General features: G+C 62.3%; 17 protein-coding genes, 1 pseudogene and 1 riboswitch. Of the genes and pseudogenes, 5 read left to right on the forward strand and 13 right to left on the reverse strand.

What is annotated here, in order from left to right; genetic code table 11:
• Positions 1–279: 279 nt before the first annotated feature.
• Positions 280–372, forward strand: a riboswitch (SAM riboswitch).
• Positions 373–592: 220 nt separating this feature from the next.
• The 3 genes from metK to Q0063_RS12130 are packed head-to-tail and all read left to right on the forward strand — an operon-like array spanning position 593 to position 4,124.
• Positions 593–1,780 carry a methionine adenosyltransferase gene (gene metK / locus Q0063_RS12120; protein WP_297872238.1) on the forward strand — a complete coding sequence of 396 codons (1,188 nt, stop codon included), beginning with the start codon at positions 593–595 and terminating at the stop codon, positions 1,778–1,780.
• A 50-nt stretch (positions 1,781–1,830) separates the two neighbouring features.
• Positions 1,831–2,931 carry a restriction endonuclease subunit S gene (locus Q0063_RS12125; RefSeq protein ID WP_297872239.1) on the forward strand — a complete coding sequence of 367 codons (1,101 nt, stop codon included), beginning with the start codon at positions 1,831–1,833 and terminating at the stop codon, positions 2,929–2,931.
• A complete protein-coding gene (locus Q0063_RS12130) occupies positions 2,928–4,124 on the forward strand; it encodes a hypothetical protein (protein WP_297872240.1) in 1,197 nt (398 codons plus the stop codon). The genes Q0063_RS12125 and Q0063_RS12130 overlap by 4 nt, the downstream gene beginning before the upstream one ends.
• A gap of 141 nt (positions 4,125–4,265) precedes the next feature.
• Here the strand turns inward: Q0063_RS12130 and Q0063_RS12135 are convergent, their stop codons facing one another.
• Complete coding sequence (locus Q0063_RS12135; protein ID WP_297872241.1) at positions 4,266–4,712, reverse strand: N-acetyltransferase; 447 nt, start codon at positions 4,710–4,712, stop codon at positions 4,266–4,268.
• Between the two features lie 48 nt (positions 4,713–4,760).
• On the opposite strand from Q0063_RS12135, the gene Q0063_RS12140 reads away from it, so the two are divergent.
• Positions 4,761–4,955, forward strand: coding sequence for a hypothetical protein (locus tag Q0063_RS12140; protein WP_297872242.1), 195 nt, complete (start codon positions 4,761–4,763; stop codon positions 4,953–4,955).
• 61 nt (positions 4,956–5,016) lie between these two features.
• On the opposite strand, the gene Q0063_RS12145 is transcribed toward Q0063_RS12140, so the two are convergent.
• The 5 genes from Q0063_RS12145 to Q0063_RS12165 form a co-directional block, all read right to left on the reverse strand.
• Positions 5,017–6,669 carry a methyl-accepting chemotaxis protein gene (locus Q0063_RS12145; protein WP_297872243.1) on the reverse strand — a complete coding sequence of 551 codons (1,653 nt, stop codon included), beginning with the start codon at positions 6,667–6,669 and terminating at the stop codon, positions 5,017–5,019.
• A gap of 210 nt (positions 6,670–6,879) precedes the next feature.
• Complete coding sequence (locus Q0063_RS12150; RefSeq protein ID WP_297872244.1) at positions 6,880–8,376, reverse strand: hypothetical protein; 1,497 nt, start codon at positions 8,374–8,376, stop codon at positions 6,880–6,882.
• Between the two features lie 34 nt (positions 8,377–8,410).
• Positions 8,411–9,523 carry a DHHW family protein gene (locus Q0063_RS12155; RefSeq protein WP_297872245.1) on the reverse strand — a complete coding sequence of 371 codons (1,113 nt, stop codon included), beginning with the start codon at positions 9,521–9,523 and terminating at the stop codon, positions 8,411–8,413.
• Between the two features lie 16 nt (positions 9,524–9,539).
• Positions 9,540–10,943 carry an MBOAT family protein gene (locus Q0063_RS12160; RefSeq protein ID WP_297872246.1) on the reverse strand — a complete coding sequence of 468 codons (1,404 nt, stop codon included), beginning with the start codon at positions 10,941–10,943 and terminating at the stop codon, positions 9,540–9,542.
• Positions 10,944–11,274: 331 nt separating this feature from the next.
• Positions 11,275–11,760, reverse strand: coding sequence for a DUF4358 domain-containing protein (locus Q0063_RS12165; protein ID WP_297872247.1), 486 nt, complete (start codon positions 11,758–11,760; stop codon positions 11,275–11,277).
• Between the two features lie 150 nt (positions 11,761–11,910).
• On the opposite strand from Q0063_RS12165, the gene Q0063_RS12170 reads away from it, so the two are divergent.
• Complete coding sequence (locus tag Q0063_RS12170; RefSeq protein WP_297872253.1) at positions 11,911–12,948, forward strand: low specificity L-threonine aldolase; 1,038 nt, start codon at positions 11,911–11,913, stop codon at positions 12,946–12,948.
• Between the two features lie 331 nt (positions 12,949–13,279).
• Here the strand turns inward: Q0063_RS12170 and Q0063_RS12175 are convergent, their stop codons facing one another.
• From Q0063_RS12175 to Q0063_RS12205, 7 genes and pseudogenes are all read right to left on the reverse strand, one after another.
• Positions 13,280–13,471, reverse strand: coding sequence for a hypothetical protein (locus tag Q0063_RS12175; protein WP_297872248.1), 192 nt, complete (start codon positions 13,469–13,471; stop codon positions 13,280–13,282).
• A 52-nt stretch (positions 13,472–13,523) separates the two neighbouring features.
• Positions 13,524–13,766 carry a hypothetical protein gene (locus tag Q0063_RS12180; RefSeq protein WP_297872249.1) on the reverse strand — a complete coding sequence of 81 codons (243 nt, stop codon included), beginning with the start codon at positions 13,764–13,766 and terminating at the stop codon, positions 13,524–13,526.
• Positions 13,763–14,074: a trans-aconitate 2-methyltransferase gene (locus Q0063_RS12185; protein ID WP_297872254.1), complete on the reverse strand. Its 312-nt coding sequence runs from the start codon at positions 14,072–14,074 to the stop codon at positions 13,763–13,765. The genes Q0063_RS12180 and Q0063_RS12185 overlap by 4 nt, the downstream gene beginning before the upstream one ends.
• 182 nt (positions 14,075–14,256) lie before the next feature.
• A pseudogene (locus tag Q0063_RS12190) lies at positions 14,257–14,535 on the reverse strand (class I SAM-dependent methyltransferase); the annotation flags it as partial.
• Between the two features lie 13 nt (positions 14,536–14,548).
• Positions 14,549–15,202, reverse strand: a complete 654-nt coding sequence (locus Q0063_RS12195) for a TrkA family potassium uptake protein (protein ID WP_297872250.1) — start codon at positions 15,200–15,202, stop codon at positions 14,549–14,551.
• Positions 15,199–15,435, reverse strand: a complete 237-nt coding sequence (locus Q0063_RS12200) for a hypothetical protein (protein ID WP_297872251.1) — start codon at positions 15,433–15,435, stop codon at positions 15,199–15,201. Before Q0063_RS12200 ends, Q0063_RS12195 begins: the two co-directional genes overlap by 4 nt.
• Positions 15,436–15,538: 103 nt before the next feature.
• A complete protein-coding gene (locus Q0063_RS12205) occupies positions 15,539–16,864 on the reverse strand; it encodes a TrkH family potassium uptake protein (protein ID WP_297872252.1) in 1,326 nt (441 codons plus the stop codon).
• Positions 16,865–17,043: the final 179 nt, after the last annotated feature.

A 17,043-nucleotide genomic window follows, 5' to 3' on the forward strand; every position in this document is an offset into this window, starting at 1 on the left:
ACAATGACATTGCCGGCGACGATGTACCGCATGAGATTTGGAATTCCGAACCGGGGATGGGTCAGGGCAAAACGCTCCATGGCGCTGTTCAGCTTTCTCAAAAAAATCCCTCCTAAAGATTGGGGTGGCTTCCGTTCAAATGTATTATACCCTCTTTTGAGGAAAAAGTCACCCATATTTTTGCCCTCCGCCTGGATCGGAAAACCGGAAAAATAGTCCGGAGCCCTTGACAAACGCGCAGGACCTGTTAAAATGGACTTACCCGAATACAATTACATATCCTTATCAAGAGTGGCGGAGGGAACGGCCCAATGAAGCCACGGCAACCTGCTTTGTAAGGTGCCAATTCCGACGGAGACCGACAGATGAGGAGCGAGCGAGATGTTTCTCCGCACGTTTCGACGTCGAAACGCGCGGTTTTTTGCATCCGCTTCCGCCTGTCCGTCCCCCCGGAAAACCCGGCTTCATCCGGTACTCCGCCCGTTTTCAAAGAGACTCCGGCGGTCAGATTCAGCAAAACACGCACATTATCCCCCCGCGCCGGGAACAGCAGGCGCGGCGCTTCCAGACGGAAGCCGCAAAGGAGAACGCTATGGCCAGACATTATCTCTTTACGTCCGAGTCCGTCACCGAGGGACATCCCGACAAAATCTGCGACCAGATTTCCGACGCCGTTCTGGACGCCATTCTGACCCAGGACCCCCAGGGCCGGGTGGCCTGCGAGACCACGGCCTGCACCGGTCTGATTCACGTCATGGGCGAGATTTCCACCACCTGTTATGTGGACATCGACAGAATTGTCCGGGAGGTGGTCCGGGAAATCGGCTATGACCGGGGCAAATACGGCTTTGACTGCGAGACCTGCGGCGTCATCACCTCCATTGACGAGCAGTCCGCCGACATCGCCATGGGCGTGGACAAGTCCCTGGAGAACAAAACCAATGAGGAAACCGAGCTGAACCACGGTGCGGGAGATCAGGGCATGATGTTCGGCTATGCCTGCGACGAGACCCCGGAGCTGATGCCCCTGCCCCTGGCCCTGGCCCAGAGGCTCTGCAAGCAGATGACCCTGGTCCGCAAGAGCGGCCTGGTCTCCTACATGCGGCCCGACGGCAAGAGCCAGGTCACCGTGGAATACGACGAGAACAACCGCCCCGTCCGCATCGACACCGTGGTCATCTCCACCCAGCACAACCCCGACGTCAGCCTGGAGCAGATCCGCCGGGACATGATTAACCTGGTGGCCAAGGAGGTTCTGCCCGCCAATATGCTGGACGAGCGCACCAAGTATTATGTCAACCCCACCGGCCGCTTTGTCAAGGGCGGTCCCGCCGCCGACGCGGGGCTGACGGGCCGGAAAATCATTGTGGATACATACGGCGGAAGCGCCCCCCACGGCGGCGGCTGCTTCTCCGGCAAGGACCCCACCAAGGTGGACCGCTCCGCCGCCTACGCCGCCCGCTGGGTGGCCAAGAACATCGTGGCGGCAGGCCTGGCCCGGCGCTGTCAGATCGAGCTGGCCTATGCCATCGGCGTGGCCCGGCCTGTGAGCATCATGGTGGACACCTTCGGCACCGGCACGGTCAGCGACGCCAAGCTGGAGGAGGCCGTCGGCAAGGTCTTCGACCTGCGGCCCAGCGCCATCATCCGGGACCTGGACCTGCGCAGGCCCATCTACCGGAAGCTGGCCGCCTATGGACACATGGGCCGGGAGGACCTGGGCGTGGCCTGGGAGAAAACCGACCGGGTGGAGGCCCTGAAGGCCGCCGTGGCGGAATAAACAGACGGCGCGCCCTGGAAGGGGCGCGCTTTTTCCAAGGGGGGAACCGCATGGCAAGGCTGGGAGATGTGTGCACAAAAGCCGCCTCCAACATCGTGCAGAAGGATTTGCAGGGGCGGGAAGGAATTTACCCCGTTTACGGCGCGGGCGGGTTCATTACAAATGTGGATTTCTACCAGAGAGAAGCCCCTTATATCGCCGTTGTCAAGGACGGGGCCGGCGTGGGCCGGGTGATGAAGCTCCCGGGGCAGTCGTCTGTCATTGGGACAATGCAGTATATTCTGCCGGGGGATATGGTAAATATCGACTATCTGGCCTTCGCCATGGAACACATGGGCCTTGGCCGGTATCAAACTGGCGCGACCATTCCACATATTTACTTTAAAGACTACCGGCAAGAGGAATTTCCTCTTCCGGGTCTGGAGCGCCAGGCGGAAATCGCCGCTGTTCTCAATTGGATAGTTACGTTGATTTCCCTCCGAAAACGGCAGCTTGAAAAGCTGGACGCACTGGTCAATTCCCGGTTTGTGGAGCTGTTCGGGGACTCTGAACATAATAATAAAAACTTACCCGTTTATAAATTAAGTAATTTATGTGAGGTAGGCTCAAGTAAACGCATTTATCAGAATGAACAGACTTCAAATGGAGTGCCTTTTTTGCGAGTATCTGACCTTGTTAAACGAATTGATAAGGGAATTGAAACTTGTGAACTGTTTATTCCACATGAGAAATATGAAGAGCTATGGTCACAAGGATTTGTACCCAAACGAGGGGATATCCTTGTTACCTCCAGAGGAACGCTTGGGAGATGCTACATTGTAAAGAACAAAGACCGATTTTATTTTCAAGATGGCATGATTAGTTGGCTGTCCAATTTTGACGAGAGGATCGTTAGTAATTATCTTTCATACCTGTTTTCAACACCTGGTTTTCAAAAACAGATTATGAGTTTACAGATGGGTTCAACAGTTGCTTATTTGTCAATTTCTATGCTGAAAAAACTGGATGTTATGGTTCCGGATTTGCAATTACAGAAGCGATTTGCTGATTATGTAGAACAAGTGAATTTGTTTGGATTGACAATCCGGCAGAGCTTGGATAAACTGGAAGTGCTGAAAAAATCCCTGATGCAGGAGTATTTCGCGCCATGAACAAGGACCGTCTCTCTAAAATTTTCAAGGGCCTGGCCGTCTGCGCTGGATACGCCGCCGCTCTGTTTGGCCTGCTGGCGGTGAAGGCCGTCCTCATCCTCCTGCTCTGCATGGCTCTGCTGGCGGGAGGCCTCCGGGCCTGCCTGACGGAGCACGCCTCCCCCCACACCCGCCGGGAGGTGCAGGAGTATCTGGAACAGGCCTATCCCGGCCAGGACTTCACCGTGGCCAGAAAATATTACGAGCTGCCCAACGAGGAGGCCAGCCTCACCACGATTCGGGTGTGGGACTGCTGGTTTGAGGACATGCCGGAGCTGGTGTTCCATGTGGAGAGTGCCTGGTGGGGCGGGGGCCATTTCCCGGCCAAGGCGGGCTATGACCTGTCCAACGACGTCAAGACGACCCTGTGGGACTACTATCTGAACCGGTATCCGGGTTCTCTGGACGCCTGGACCGTGGAGGACGGGCGGCTGACCATGGAATTCACCTCCATGGCGGAGGCGGAGCCGGCGGCGGCGCAGCTCCAGGAGTTCCTGGACTGGTACGACGCCCAGCCCCACGCCCTGCGGGCCATTTCCGCCGTCTGTGAGCTGGGGGAGATGCCCCTGCCCACGGACCCCCTCTGGCGGATGGACGACTGGTTTTTTGTCGAGCACAACCTGCCGGAGGACAACGTGGTGGGCTGGACCAACTCCTATGACCACATGACGGGCCGGTGCCGGTGGATTCTGTACTACTATTACGGCTTTTACAACATCCCCGGCCCGGACTTCACGGCGGAGTCCCTGGCGGACTTCGGCCGGCGGACATGGGTCTGGTCCTGCGACCCCACCCATCGGGACTACCCCAATTTCATCACGCCCATGGGGGAGCAGACCGCCCTGCCCTATGAGGAGTGGGGGCCCCTGCTTCGGGGGGTGGGTGTCTTTGACCGCCGGGTCAGCTTCGGCGGGCTCTATGAACTGCTGGTCCGGCTGGACCGGGCTCCGGAGGGAACGCCGGAGCGCTTCGCCGCCCGGGGAGAGGACGGCTGCCTTTACGAGTTTTCCTATGAATTCCGGGAGCCGGAGGGAGAGGAAGAAGTCTGGTATTATCTCAGGGACGGGGAGCGCTGTGGGCTGGAGGCCCCCATTCTGGAGCTGAAGAGCGGTCCGGTGTCCCAGACCACGGGGCTGTGGTTCCAATACCCGTAAGGACGTCCCCATTTGATTCCGTGCCCCCGATGGGGCGCGCCGCGATCGTCTGAGCGGGTCAGGGGCATGAGGAGCAGGCCGGGAGCAGAAGCGAAGCGGAGGGAGCCTTGAACGGTCCCTCCGCTTCCTGTTTCCGTGCTTCTACAGCTCCATGGACAGCATTACCATATCCGTCAGCTGCCGGCCGGCCTCGAAAATGGGGTGGTCGTAGTGCTTCAGAAAGAAATCCTTGACCCGCCCGCATTCCCGGAAGCCGCAGGCGGCGTAAAAGGGCAGGGTCAGGGGACTGTCCCCGGTGCCCACAAGAAGACGCGTCCCCTGACCCCGGCACTGCCGGACCGCGTGCTCCACCATGGCCCGGCCATAGCCCCGCCGCTGGCTCTCCGGGGCCACGGCCAGATTTTTGATTTCAAAATCCCCGCCGCCCTCCTCGGTTACCACGCACACGGCCCGAAGGATGCCGCCGTCATAGAGGGCGGTGAGGGTCCCCCGGTCCAGATAGCGGAGAATCATGTCCTCCTGCTCGTCCCCCAGGAGAAGCAGAGGGAGGAAGTCCCGCTTGCTGTCAAAAATTGTTCGGAATTCCATAACGCACTCCTTCAAAAACCGGGCAAGATATAGCCGGAGGTGATTGGAATGAATCACGAGAACGGGAACTATCTCTGCCTGTCGGACCTGCTGGATCAGGACCTGTCCGCCTATGAGTTCTATCAGACCCTGTCGCCGGAGGAACGGCGGCAGCTGGAGCGGGAGGAGGACGGCGTCACGTCCTTTTCCAATCTTCTCTCCCGGCTGGAGCGAATCCGGGATACCGGCATTGTCCCGGATTGAGAGAGTCCGCGCCGTCGGAAGCTTCCGGCGGCGCGGACGTTGTGTTCTGTATGGACCGGGCTCAGCCCCGCTTGAGCCGGAACTTCTTCGTCTCGGCCTCCAGGGCGTGGACCTGGTCGAAGAGCTCGGAGCTGACGGCGGCGGATTCCTCGCTGCTGGCGGAGTTGGTCTGCACCACGGAGGAAATCTGGCCGATGCCCTCGCTGACCTGGGCGATGGATTCGGCCTCGTGCTCCACGGCCTGTGCAATCTCGCTGATGGCGGTGTTGGACTGCATGACCAGCTCCAGGGCCTTCTGCAGGGACGCGGAGACCTCGCCCACGATGCGGCTGCCCTGCTCCGTGGCCTGGACGGAGTTCTCAATCAGGTCCTTGGTGGCCTTGGCGGCCTCGTCGGAGCGGACGGACAGGCTGCGCACCTCGTCGGCCACCACGGCAAAGCCCTTGCCGGCAGTGCCGGCCCGGGCGGCCTCCACGGCGGCGTTCAGGGCCAGAATGTTGGTCTGGAAGGCGATATCCTCGATGGTCTTGATAATCCGCCCGATTTCCTGGGAGGAGGTGGAGATATTGGCCATGGCGGCCACCATTTCCTCCATCTGATGGCTGGAGATGGTAACCTGTTCGCCGGTCTGGCGGGCGTTCTCCTGGGCGGCGGCGGCGACCTTTACGTTCTGGGCCGCGCTCTTGGAAAGGTCGTCCACGGTAGCGTAAATCTCCTCCACCGCGCTGGCCTGCTCCGTAGCGCCCTGGGCCAGTGCCTGGGCTCCGCTGGAGAGCTGCTCGGCGTGGCCGGAAACCCGGCTCTGCGTCTGAACAATGCTGGAAAGGGTGTTGGAAATGGTGGCGGTAAAGGTGTTCAGGGACTCCTCAATGCTGCGGAAATCACCGATGTAGTTCACAGAGGGAGACACGTTGAAATTGCCCTGGGCCAGCTCGCCCATCAGCCGGTTCAGGTCCTCCACGTAGCTGTGAATGGCCTGGAGAGAGGTCCGCAGGGTCCCGGCCAGATCGCCCAGCTCGTTGTCGGCCTGGTAGTCGATTCTCAGATCCAGACGGCCCTCCTGAAGAGGCTGGGCCTGCTCTGTGATGCGGAGAATGGGCTTTACCACATGCTTGGCGACAAAGGTCACCAGGCTGGTCAGGCTGACCAGGGCGAGAATCAGGCAGATGAAGCAGACCAGCTGCATCTGGAGAATCATGGAGTGCAGGCGGGCCTGCCCCTCCTCGCTGGCCTGGGTTTCGTGCTCCACCACCTGATCCAGGTGGTTCACCAGGGAGTTGATATTGCTCAGAATGGTCTCCTGATAGTAGTCCTGGGCCTGCCTGGGGTTCCGCTCCAGCAGGTCCAGCACATAGGTGGCGGACTCATGGATGGCCTTGTGAATGGGCTCCATCTGGCTCCGCAGCTCCAGGACGGCCGTGTTGTCCGTCTCCGCATCGCCGTAGAGCCACTTGCCCAGCACGCAGCTGGTGGGGTCGATGCTGCCGGTGAAGTCCATTCCGGCATAGAGGGCGTTGCTGAGATTGCTGGCCCATTTGTAGTGGGCGGCCTCCGCCGTCACCGCCCGCTGAAGCAGGGCGGCGGCCTGGGTGTTGCTGGCCTGGACCGACTGGATGCGGAGAATGTTGGCTGTGGTGACGAAGCTGAACAGCAGAATGGAGGCCAGCGCCGCCACCGCACGGATCAGTACCAGTTTCTTGATGCTTTTTCGCATAATTATGTATCCTCCCTCTTTTTGCGCTCCCGTCTGCCGGGGCAGACGGTTCCCATGGAAATGAAGATATGAGCTCATTATATCATATTCCCGCCGCAATGCAACAAAAACCAATTTTTGGCTTCCGTTTTTTTGGAAAGAGCCCTTCTGTCAAGGTGGACCGCCGGACGCCGGCGCGGCGTGGGCGTTCTCTGCGAACTGTCCTCGCCCTTATCCCTCCGCGGGGAACAGCTCCTGCCAGAGATACCGGAAATCCACGGAGGCGTTCCACAGCCTCCGGCCCTCCGGGCCCTCCAGGGCCTGCTTCAAATCCCGCCGGGCCCCCTGGTCGTCGCCGGTCCAGTGAAGCCGGTAGGCCCGGCTGACCAGGTACTCCCTGGCGTGGGCGGGGTCCAGCTCCATCAGCCGGGTCAGGTCCCCTATGTGCCGCTGGTAGCGGGTCCGGGTGGACACCGTGGGGCACCGGGCCCGGAGTATGAGCACGTTGTCCGGGTCCAGCTCCAGGGCGGCGGTGAGGCAGCGGTCCATCTCCGGCGTTTTCCGCAGACCCTTGAAGCACCACGCCCGCAGTACCTGGAGCCGCCAGTCCGGCGCTTCCTCGAAGCGCCGGGCGCACCACTCCGCCGCCTCCTTGTACGCGCTTTTATCCAGCAGGGCGAAGGCCTCCGGGTACGCCTCCCGGCAGAGCTGGCCGGCATGGCTGAGGGCGTTGTCCTCCAGGATGTCCGGGATATCCAGCTGGGGCGTGGGAGCCGCCTGGCCCGCCGCGCCGCTGGAGCTGTTTCCTTTTTTTGCTTCCGGCTCCGCCGGCTTTTTTGCTTCCGGCTCCGCCGGCGCCTTCTCCTCGGGGGGCGCCGGTTTTTTGGCCTCCAGCGGCGCGGTGTATTCCGGCGCGTCGAACTGGGGGTCGAAGGCCCCGATGAGGCCCTCCATCACATCCGACTGTTTCCCGCAGGCGGGACAGACATAGCCGCCGTAATAGCAGGCCAGCAGCTCTTCTCCCTCCCAGTCTCCCATCTGGTGAAGGATGCGGCGGAAGTGTGTGAACGCCGCCGGTTTTTTCTGCCAGAAGCGGAGGGGCCGGAGCTTCCGCCGCTGCTTTCCGTCGATGAGCTCCAGGTCCTCGTCCAGATAGCCGCAGTGCGTGCAGTGGACATAGCAGGTTTCCCACTGGTTCATCACCAGGGCGAAGGCCTCCCGCCGGTCCCCCAGCAGGCCGTACAGCCCCAGGCAGAGCCTCCGCCGCTCAAAGGCCCCTTCCCGGCGGAGCTTTTTCCGGTTCTCCTTTAAAAAGCGCTCCGCCCGCTCCGCCAGAATGGCGGCGGCCTCCCGGCAGCTCTCCGTGATGTCCTCCGGCAGCCTGGGGGCAGGTTCGTTCTCCCAGGTCACGTCGGTGGCGAGGCAGATTCCGATTTCCGAGAAAATCAGCAGCTGCCAGTCATAGTCCCCGGCCTTTTGGCCCAGCAGCTTCACCATGTAGGGCAGGGCCAGGTACAAGGCAGGGTAAAAGCTCATCTGGTGGGACAGGTTTTCACACAGGTTGTCAAAGGCGACGCGCATCTGGTCCTTCTCCTCCGGGTCCAGCCGCCGCAGCTTCACCTGGGGAGCCGTGGATTCCCCCATTAAAAACGCAATCTCCCCGGAGACGCTGCCATACGCGCCGGGGTACTGCTCCCAGAGCGCGGAGTCCAGCGGAATGAATGTCATGGCCGTTCAGCCTCCTTGTTCAGAATCAGGGCGTTCACTGGACCAGGAACACCAGGTTGGCATCTGTGATGAAATTCGGCACGCTGTACACCGCCGCGATGCTGTCAATGCCGTTTTCCTCCGCGTATTGGGCGGCGGACCGGCGGTAATACCGGAGGTCCATCAGGTGCACCTCCTCGAAATGCAGGGCCAGGAAGGGGGCCAGGGCGTCGGAATAGGAGTCCCGGAGCAGCAGCAGCCTCCCTGTGCCCTCGGGGTTTTTGATGACGCACAGGGGCTGGTTCCCGCCGAGAAAGGCCGAATATTTGTCCTTGGTCTCCAGACGGGACCAGTCATACAGCGTCCCGGCCTCCGGTGTGCCGTTCCGCCAGGAGGTGACCTCAAAGGCATCCGCCGTCCGGAACTCAATGGTGTCCGGCTCCAGCCAGTGGATGCCGGACTGGGAATACAGTGTTCCCTGGAAGTCCTCACTGGCGGTTATCAGGGGCAGCTCCGCCTGGGGCCGCGGTTCCCGGCCCAGGGCCTCCATCAGGGCGGTATAGCCATAGTAGGCCCCCAGGGTGGTCCAATGGTGGTCCGTGCGGTAGTAGATGGGTTCGTCCCTGTGGGCGGCCAGGGCGGTCTGGAAATCAATGGGCTCCACGCCCTCCACTTCCCCCGCCCGGCTGATGAAGGCCGTCTGATCCCAGCTGTCCGCACCCTCCGGCAGGCGGTCCCGCCAGGTCTCCGCCGCCGAGGGGATGAGCCCCAGGTACACCGGAATGTCCGTCCGCTCCGCCAGCCGGGCGATGTAGCTGAGATTCTTCTCCTCCAGGCCCTCCCGGGGGGGCTCCACCTTGGAGATCAGGGCGTCCCCGCAGAGGTAGACCCCGTGAAATTCCCGCTTGCCCAGGGCCTGTTCCGTCCGGGCCTTGAGGCCGGTCCACTGGTCCCGGAGGGGGAACTGGTCGGCAAAATACTCCTCCACGGACTTGGTAAAGCTGCCGTCCCGCAGCCCCGCCCAGGAGAAGGAGGGCGTCTGCGCCAGGGTCCTGTTCTCCGCCTCGGAGCGCTCCCGGTCCGGCAGAAGGATGTGCCAGGCCAGCAGTCCCCCCAGAAAGAGGCAGAACAGCGCCGTCATCAGGCGGCTGTATGCGTGTGCTGTCATGGTTCCGCCTCCTTACTCAAAACCGGAAATACAAAAAGGGATTGTAGCTGCCGTCCACCAGATAGGCGGTGGAGAGAATCAGTCCCAGCAGCATCAGAACCGGCGTCAGAGCCCGCCGGACCCGCTCCGGTCGTTTCCGCCAGAGCTCCAGGGGCCACGGGGTGGAGCCCAGGACCATCAGCGCCAGCAGCAGCCCGAAGCTCCGCAGCCGCCAGCCGTCGGCGGCGCTCCAAAGGGCGCTTCCCCCGCCGAAGCAGGCGGCGAGATACCGCCCGCAGGCCCCCAGGTCCTCAATGGCGAAGAGGCCCCAGCCCAGGAACACCACCAGCAGGGTATAGGCCCGCCTGGCCCACACCGGCGTCCGGGCCAGCAGATCTTGGAACACGAAGCGCTCCAGAATCAGCCACAGGCCGAAGTACAGCCCCCAGAGGATGAAATTCCAGCTGGCCCCGTGCCACAGCCCTGTGCAGAGCCAGACAATCAGCAGATTCCGCAGGGTCCTCCGGGTTCCGGCCCGGCTGCCCCCCAGGGGGAAATAGAGGTATTCCCGGAACCAGGAGGTCAGGGACATGTGCCACCGCCGCCAGAACTCCCCCACGGAGACGGCGCAGTAGGGATGGTCAAAGTTTTCATCGAAGCGGAAGCCCAGCATCCGCCCCAGGCCGATGGCCATGTCGGAATAGCCGGAGAAGTCGAAATAGAGCTGAAGGCCGAAGGCCAGAAGACCCGTCCAGCCCCCCGCCGCCGTCAGGGTCCCGGCGGCCTGGGCGGTCTGGCAGCTCTGCCACAGCTCTCCCGCCGGGTTGGCCAGAAGGCACTTCTTGGCCAGGCCCGCCGTGAAGCGGCAGGCCCCCTGGGCAAAGTCCCCCGAGGAGACGGACCGCTTGTTCAGGTCTGCCGCCACGGTTCTGTATTTGACAATGGGGCCGGCAATCAGCTGGGGAAAGAGGGTGACGAAGGCCCCGAAATCCACGATGTTCCGCTGAACCGGGGCGTCCCGGCGGTAGACGTCGATGGTGTAGCTCATGGTCTGGAAGGTGAAAAAGGAAATGCCCAGGGGCAGAGGCAGCCCCAGCGCCGGCAGGGAGAGCCCCGGAATCCGGGAGAGATTGGCCGCCAGGAAATCCCAGTACTTGAAGAAGCCCAGCAGCAGCAGGTTGAACACCACCGACTCCCCCACGAACCACCGGGCCAGCCGGTCCCGGCCCCGGTTCAGGGCCCGCTCCACCAGGAAGCCGTGGGTGTAGTCAATGAGGATGGAGAGTATCATGATGCTGACATACACCGGTTCGCCCCAGCCATAAAAAAAGAGGCTGACCGCCAGAAGCGTCAGATTCCTCAGCCTCCTGGGCGCCAAAAAATACGCCGCCAGCGTCAGCGGCAGAAATCCGTATAAAAAGGTGAGACTGCTGAAAACCATGAAAGAACCGTCCTTTATGTGGGGATGGGGGGAACCCCGGCGGCAGAACGGTCCTGCCGTCCCGCCGCTGTTTGGCAGCCGAAACGCAGTCCGGACTCCTTTTCAACCGCTGAGATTCGCCCGTTAAACTCAGAAGCTGTATTCATAACCTCTGAACGCTGCCTGAACGGGCTTTTTCCCGCCATGCCGCGCCGGTTTCCCCAGCAATCCGTCAGGATTGCTGGGGGGCGCGAACGATTTCCCTGTCTGACAGGAAAAATTCCCGCCCATCCGGCATTCCCCGGCTATGAATACAGGTCATCAGTTTGATAGCGTCTGCCGGACGCCGCCGTCACGAAAGCGCGGCGGAAACCTGTTCCTCCAGCTCCGTCTGGAAGGCCCCGGAGGCAATCAGGGCCGCATAGGTCCCCTGCCGGAGCACCCTGGCGCTCTTCCAGGCCTCCAGGCTCTCGGGATACCAGGCCCCGCCCTCGATCTGGCTGTCGATCCGGGCCTGAAAAATGGCGGCGGCGCTCTCCGCGTCCTCCTCCGTTTCCCCCTGGAAGAGGACAATCTCGTTGACGTCGGAGCTCATGGCGGGGACCATGGCAACCAGCTGCTTCGCGGGGAGCCCGGAGAGTCCCGGGTAGTAGCCCTCCAGCAGGTCGCCCTCCAGGGCGGTCATGTAATCCTCTCCCCAGCCGCAGGCCGCCTCCATGCCGGCGTACAGGCTGCTCAGGGCCACATCCGCATCCTCCGCCCCGCCTGCGTCCGCCTGCCCGCCGCAGCCCGTCAGAAATACCAGCGCCAGCGCCGCCAGCAGCAACCCCTTTTTCATCCGCCATCCTCCCGTTTTCCCGAAAAATACAAAGCTGTCAATTCATTCCTTGCCTTTATACAAAAACCGCGTTATAATTTCAACATCAAAACTGTAACATTCCGTAACAATTCCACTGGCGGTTTGTTACTTTCTGGAGGTTGAAGCATGATGTACAGTTTTCGCAACGACTACAGTGAGGGCGCCCATCCCAAGGTGCTCCAGGCCCTGACGGACACCAATCTGGAACAGACCGGCGGCTATGGCACGGACCCCCGCTGCCTGGCGGCGGCGGACCTGGTCCGGCAGCTCTGCCAGGCTCCGGAGGCGGACGTCCATTTCCTGGTGGGGGGCACCCAGACCAATCTGGTGGTCATCGAGTCCGTCCTGAAGCCCTTTGAGGCGGTGATTGCCGCCGGCACCGGACACGTCAACGTCCACGAGACCGGGGCCATCGAGGCCACCGGCCACAAGGTCTGCGCCGTCCCCGCGCCGGACGGGAAGCTGACCCCCGCCCTGATTGAGTCCGTGGTCCGGGGACACACCGACGAGCACATGGTGTTCCCCCGGCTGGTCTATGTCTCCAATACCACGGAGGTGGGTACCGTCTACTCCAAAGAGGAGCTTACCGCCCTTCACGACTGCTGCCGGGAGCGGGACCTGTTCCTCTATCTGGACGGGGCCCGGCTGGGCTCCTCTCTGGCGGCGGGGGACCTGACCCTGCCGGACCTGGCCCGTCTCACCGACGCCTTTACCATCGGCGGCACGAAAAACGGCCTGCTCTTCGGTGAAGCCCTGATCTTCGCCCAGGCCCGGCCGGACTTCCGCTGGTACATGAAGCGCCGGGGCGCCATGCTGGCCAAGGGCCGTCTGCTGGGGGTCCAGTTCCAGGCCCTTCTGGAGGACGGCCTCCTGCTGGAGACGGCCCGCCACGCCAATGCCCTGGCCCTCCGCCTCCGGGACGGAATCGCCGCCCTGGGCTATCCCTTCTGGGTGGACTCCCCCTCTAACCAGCAGTTCCCCATCCTGCCCAACGACGTGATGGAGTCCCTTCTGGCCATGGGCTACCAGTTCGAGACCCAGCACAGCCCGGACCAGGGCCATACCTGCGTCCGCCTGGTCACCAGCTGGGCCACCCCGGAGCAGGCGGTGGAGGACTTCCTGTGGGATCTCTCCCTCTCCTCCGGCGCGGGGAAGGAAGCACGCTGATTTTTTGGCTGCCGCCCGCCGTAAGGCGGGCGGTTTTATGTTTGAAGGATTGCCAAGGGAAGACCGCCCCCGACCCTTTTTTCGGCTGCCGCCCGCCCGTAAGGCGGGCGGTTTCGTGTCCGAAGGGCTGTCAGGACCGGGCCCCACAAAGAGGTCTCCCGATACCCGATAGAAGGTCTGCGGGGCCTGACCCCATGGTCAGGCCATTTCTTTCAATTGACAGCAGCCTTCATAATTGCTGCCAGGGGCCGCCCAGGGCGGCGGCCCTGGAGAACGGGCCGGGACAGAGCCCGGCCCCTGCATCAAGTTTTCAGCACTCCCTTTTTCGCCGTTACTCGATGTGCTCCTCGCAGAAATTGTCCAGCACCCGGAACCCCATTTCCTCTGATGTTGCCAGCGGGTACTTGTAAATGCTGTCCGGGTCCACAATGGGACACATCCGCTTTTCCGGCTCCAGCCGGAGACAGGGCATGCCGTCGTCCCGGCTGTTGACCGCTCTGCGGTCCGTTTGCTCCTGAGACATAATCTATCACCCCGGTGTGAAGTATGTGCCGTTCCCGGGGGATTATGCCTGTTCAGTCCTTGACGGCCTTCACCAGCAGCATCATGGGCCGGCGCATCTCGTCGGGCTGCTCCGCCTGCACGGCCTCCGGCGGCATGGCCTCCTCCACCGCCGCGAGGCGAAAGCCCAGCTGGGGCAGGGGATTGTGAATCTGCGTCAGGGTGTGGTGCTGCTTTGTTGCCGCCTGGCCCAGAAACCGCGTCTGCCGGGGGCCCGGCCTGTAATATGATTTCCGAATTAAAAATTCGGAAATCATACATTTGATTTAAGCCGTTTTGCTCGCCGCCTTAAACGGCGGCAACCGCAAAACATGGCACATATTACTTCCGACCTTTCAGTTCGGAAGTAATAGCCGTCCACCGGCCAATACAGGGCGTTTCCCGCTCCGTCATAGACCCAGTCCTGCCCCACGCCGGCGGTGAAAACCGGGTGCTCGATATTGAAGAGGAAGCAGCCGCCCGGCCTCAGGGCGCAGAAGACCGTCCGGTAGACCGCCGTCAGGTCCTCCACATAGTGCAGGGCCAGATTGGACAGCACCAGATCATAGGTCTCCGGCGGACAGATGTAAGAGCCTGTTTAAAATCCGGCGGAGTGCCGGATTGGGGTAGATTTTTTTGTCGGGCAAGGCGGTTTGACGCAGGAATCCTGGCGGATTTCAAGTCAAACCAACGCAGCATCGGCGGAAAAAGATGCCCTGAGACGGCGTTTCGATGGATTTTAAACAGGCTCTAAGACGCCAGATCTCCGACCTCATAGCGGATGGCCGGGGCGCTGTGTTCCGCCCTGGCCTTTTCAATCATTTTTTTGCTGGCGTCCAGCCCCAGCACAGAGTCCGCCCCCATCCGGGCGGCATAGGCGCAGTGCCAGCCGTAGCCGCAGCCCAGGTCCAGCACCCTCTTGCCCTCCAGACCGGGGAACAGGCCGCGGAACCGGCTCCATTCCCCGGCGGCGCTCAGCCCCTCCCAGCTTCGGGGCATCTCCCCGTAGGCGGCGAAAAAGGCCTCGTTGTCATAGATGCCCGGCATGGTTTTTCCTCACTCACGCCTCGGTGTTCATCAGGCGGATGCCCGACTCCTTATCTCCGGCGATAATCAGATGGGCGTCGGCCTGGAAGCGGTATTTGGGGTCCAGCAGGGGCACCACCGTGTCCCCCACCTTCACGCCCAGAATGTTCACGTTGTACCGGCGGCGGACGTCCATCTCCAGCACCGTTTTCCCCTCCCATTCCACGGGGGTCTCAATCTCGAAGACGGCGAACTTGGGCGTCAGCTCGAAGTAGTCAAAGGCATTCCGGGCGGAAAAGCGCATGGCCGCCCGGGTGGCCATGTCCATCTCCGTGTGAATCACGAAGTCCGCCCCGATCTTCCTCAGAAACTTGATCTGCTTCTCCTGGTCCGCCCGGGCCACCACGCACCGGGCCCCCAGCTCCTTCAGGGTGGAGGTGACCTCCAGAGAGCACTGGAAGTCGTCCCGGACGCAGACAAAGCACACGTCGAAATTCCGCACGCCCAGGGATTCCAGAACCTGCTCGTCCTGGCAGTCCCCCACGCAGGCGGCGGTGACGGCGCTGGCCATCCGGGCCACCAGCTCCTCGTCCTGGTCCACCACCATCACCTCGTTGCCCAGCTCCGTGAGCTTCCTGGCCAGGTGCCGCCCGAAGCGGCCCAGGCCCACTACTAAAAATGATTTCATTCTGCGCTCCTTCCTTGGACGCGGCTCCCGGTCTCGTCCGCCGGGCGCTCCCATCCCTCTTTTACAGGCTCCCAGGTCATGCGTCCGTCGGTATATTCAACGTCGGCCACCTGGCGGCAATATTCCACATAGCAGATGCGGTCCACCCGCCGTCCGCCGCCGTACAGCACATAGGGGTATCGAAAGACTCTCCCGCAGGCTCCGTTGTCTGTCTCTATACAGGCTTCCTTCACATATCCCTCCTGCCGCAGCATGGCGTCCGCACCGCCGAAGGAGAGGCAAAAAGGAAAGGTCCAAAACCGCCATCGTCTGCCTCCGTTCTTCGCCTCACGGCGCTCAGCCGATCAGAATCTTCTCCGGCACGTTCCGCCGCTTGGGCTGGGGCTTATCCCTGGTCACCGCCATGGCCACCGACATGCTGCCCACCCGTCCGGCGAACATCATCAGCAGCACGGTCCACTGGGACAGAAGGGGCAGGCTCCCGGTGACGCCCCGGGAGAGGCCCACGGTGCCGATGGCGGAAATGGCCTCAAACAGGGCGTCGTCCAGGGCGATTCCCTGAATGCAGAGCACCATGCACCCGGCGAGACACGCCATCAGGTACAAACTGACGGAGGAATAGGCCTTTTGAATGGTGCCCCCGTCCAGACGGCGCCGGAAGATGTTCACGTCCTCCTGCCGCCGGACCTGGGCGAAGGCGCTGAGCAGCAGCACGGCGAAGGTGTTTACCTTGACGCCGCCGCCGGTGGACCCGGAGCCCGCCCCCACGAACATCAAAAGGAACATCAGCAGGGTGCTGCTCTGGCTCAGGGCGGCCTGGTCCACGGTGGCAAAGCCCGCCGTCCGGGCGGTGACGGACTGGAAGGCGGACATCAGCAGCTGCTGGGACAGGGGCAGGCCCGCAAAGGCCCGGTCCCGCTCCAGCAGGTAAAAGGCCAGCCCGCCCCCCAGGAAGAGGACGGCGGTGAACACCGCCACAATTTTGGAGTGCAGCCGCCAGCGGCGGAACCGGGAGCCGTGGGTCAGGATGTCGTCCCACACCAGAAAGCCCAGGCCGCCGCAGATAATCAGGGCCATGATGACGAGGTTCAGCAGGGGTTCCCCTGCCTCCGATGTCAGGGAGGACCCGGTACCCAGCAGATCGAAGCCGGCGTTGCAGTAGGCGGAAACGGCGTGGAACACGGCCATCCAGAGCCCCCGGCCCAGGCCGTACCGGGGACAGAACCACAGCGCCAGCAGCGCCGCGCCGCCCCCCTCGCAGACGGCCGTCACCCGCAGGCCCCGGCGGACCAGACGGACGATGCCCCCCAGCTGGAGGGCCCCCACGGTATCCATCAGCACCGCCCGGCGGTGGAGCCCCACCCGCTGGCGCAGCAGGACGGAGACCAGAATGGACACCGTCATGAAGCCCAGGCCGCCAATCTGAATCAGCAGCAGGATGACCGCCTGGCCAAAGAGGCTGAAGCGGCTGGCGGTGTCGAAGAGGGAGAGGCCCGTCACGCAGGAGGCGGAGGCGGCGGTAAACAGGGCGTCCTCAAAGGCTACCGCCTGCCCGTTCCGGGCGGCCAGGGGAAAGGACAGCAGCGCGCCGCCAATGAGAATCAGCAGCGCGAAACCGGCGGTCAGGGTCTGTACGGCGTTGAGCCGGACGCGGCGAGGCATGTTCGTCCACCTTCCTCCAAGTGAATCGCGGAAAACCGCGCCGTCCGCCCCCGAAATCCGGAGGCGTCCGGTGATAAGAACCATTATACCCTCTTTTTTCCCGCCGCGCAAGTCCGGCCTGTCCCGGGGCAGGGAAATCAATTTTCAAGAATAGTACAAATATCCGAGGGATTCAGGAG

Origin of the sequence: uncultured Oscillibacter sp., from assembly GCF_947654275.1 — a bacterium.
GTDB lineage: Bacteria > Bacillota > Clostridia > Oscillospirales > Oscillospiraceae > Oscillibacter.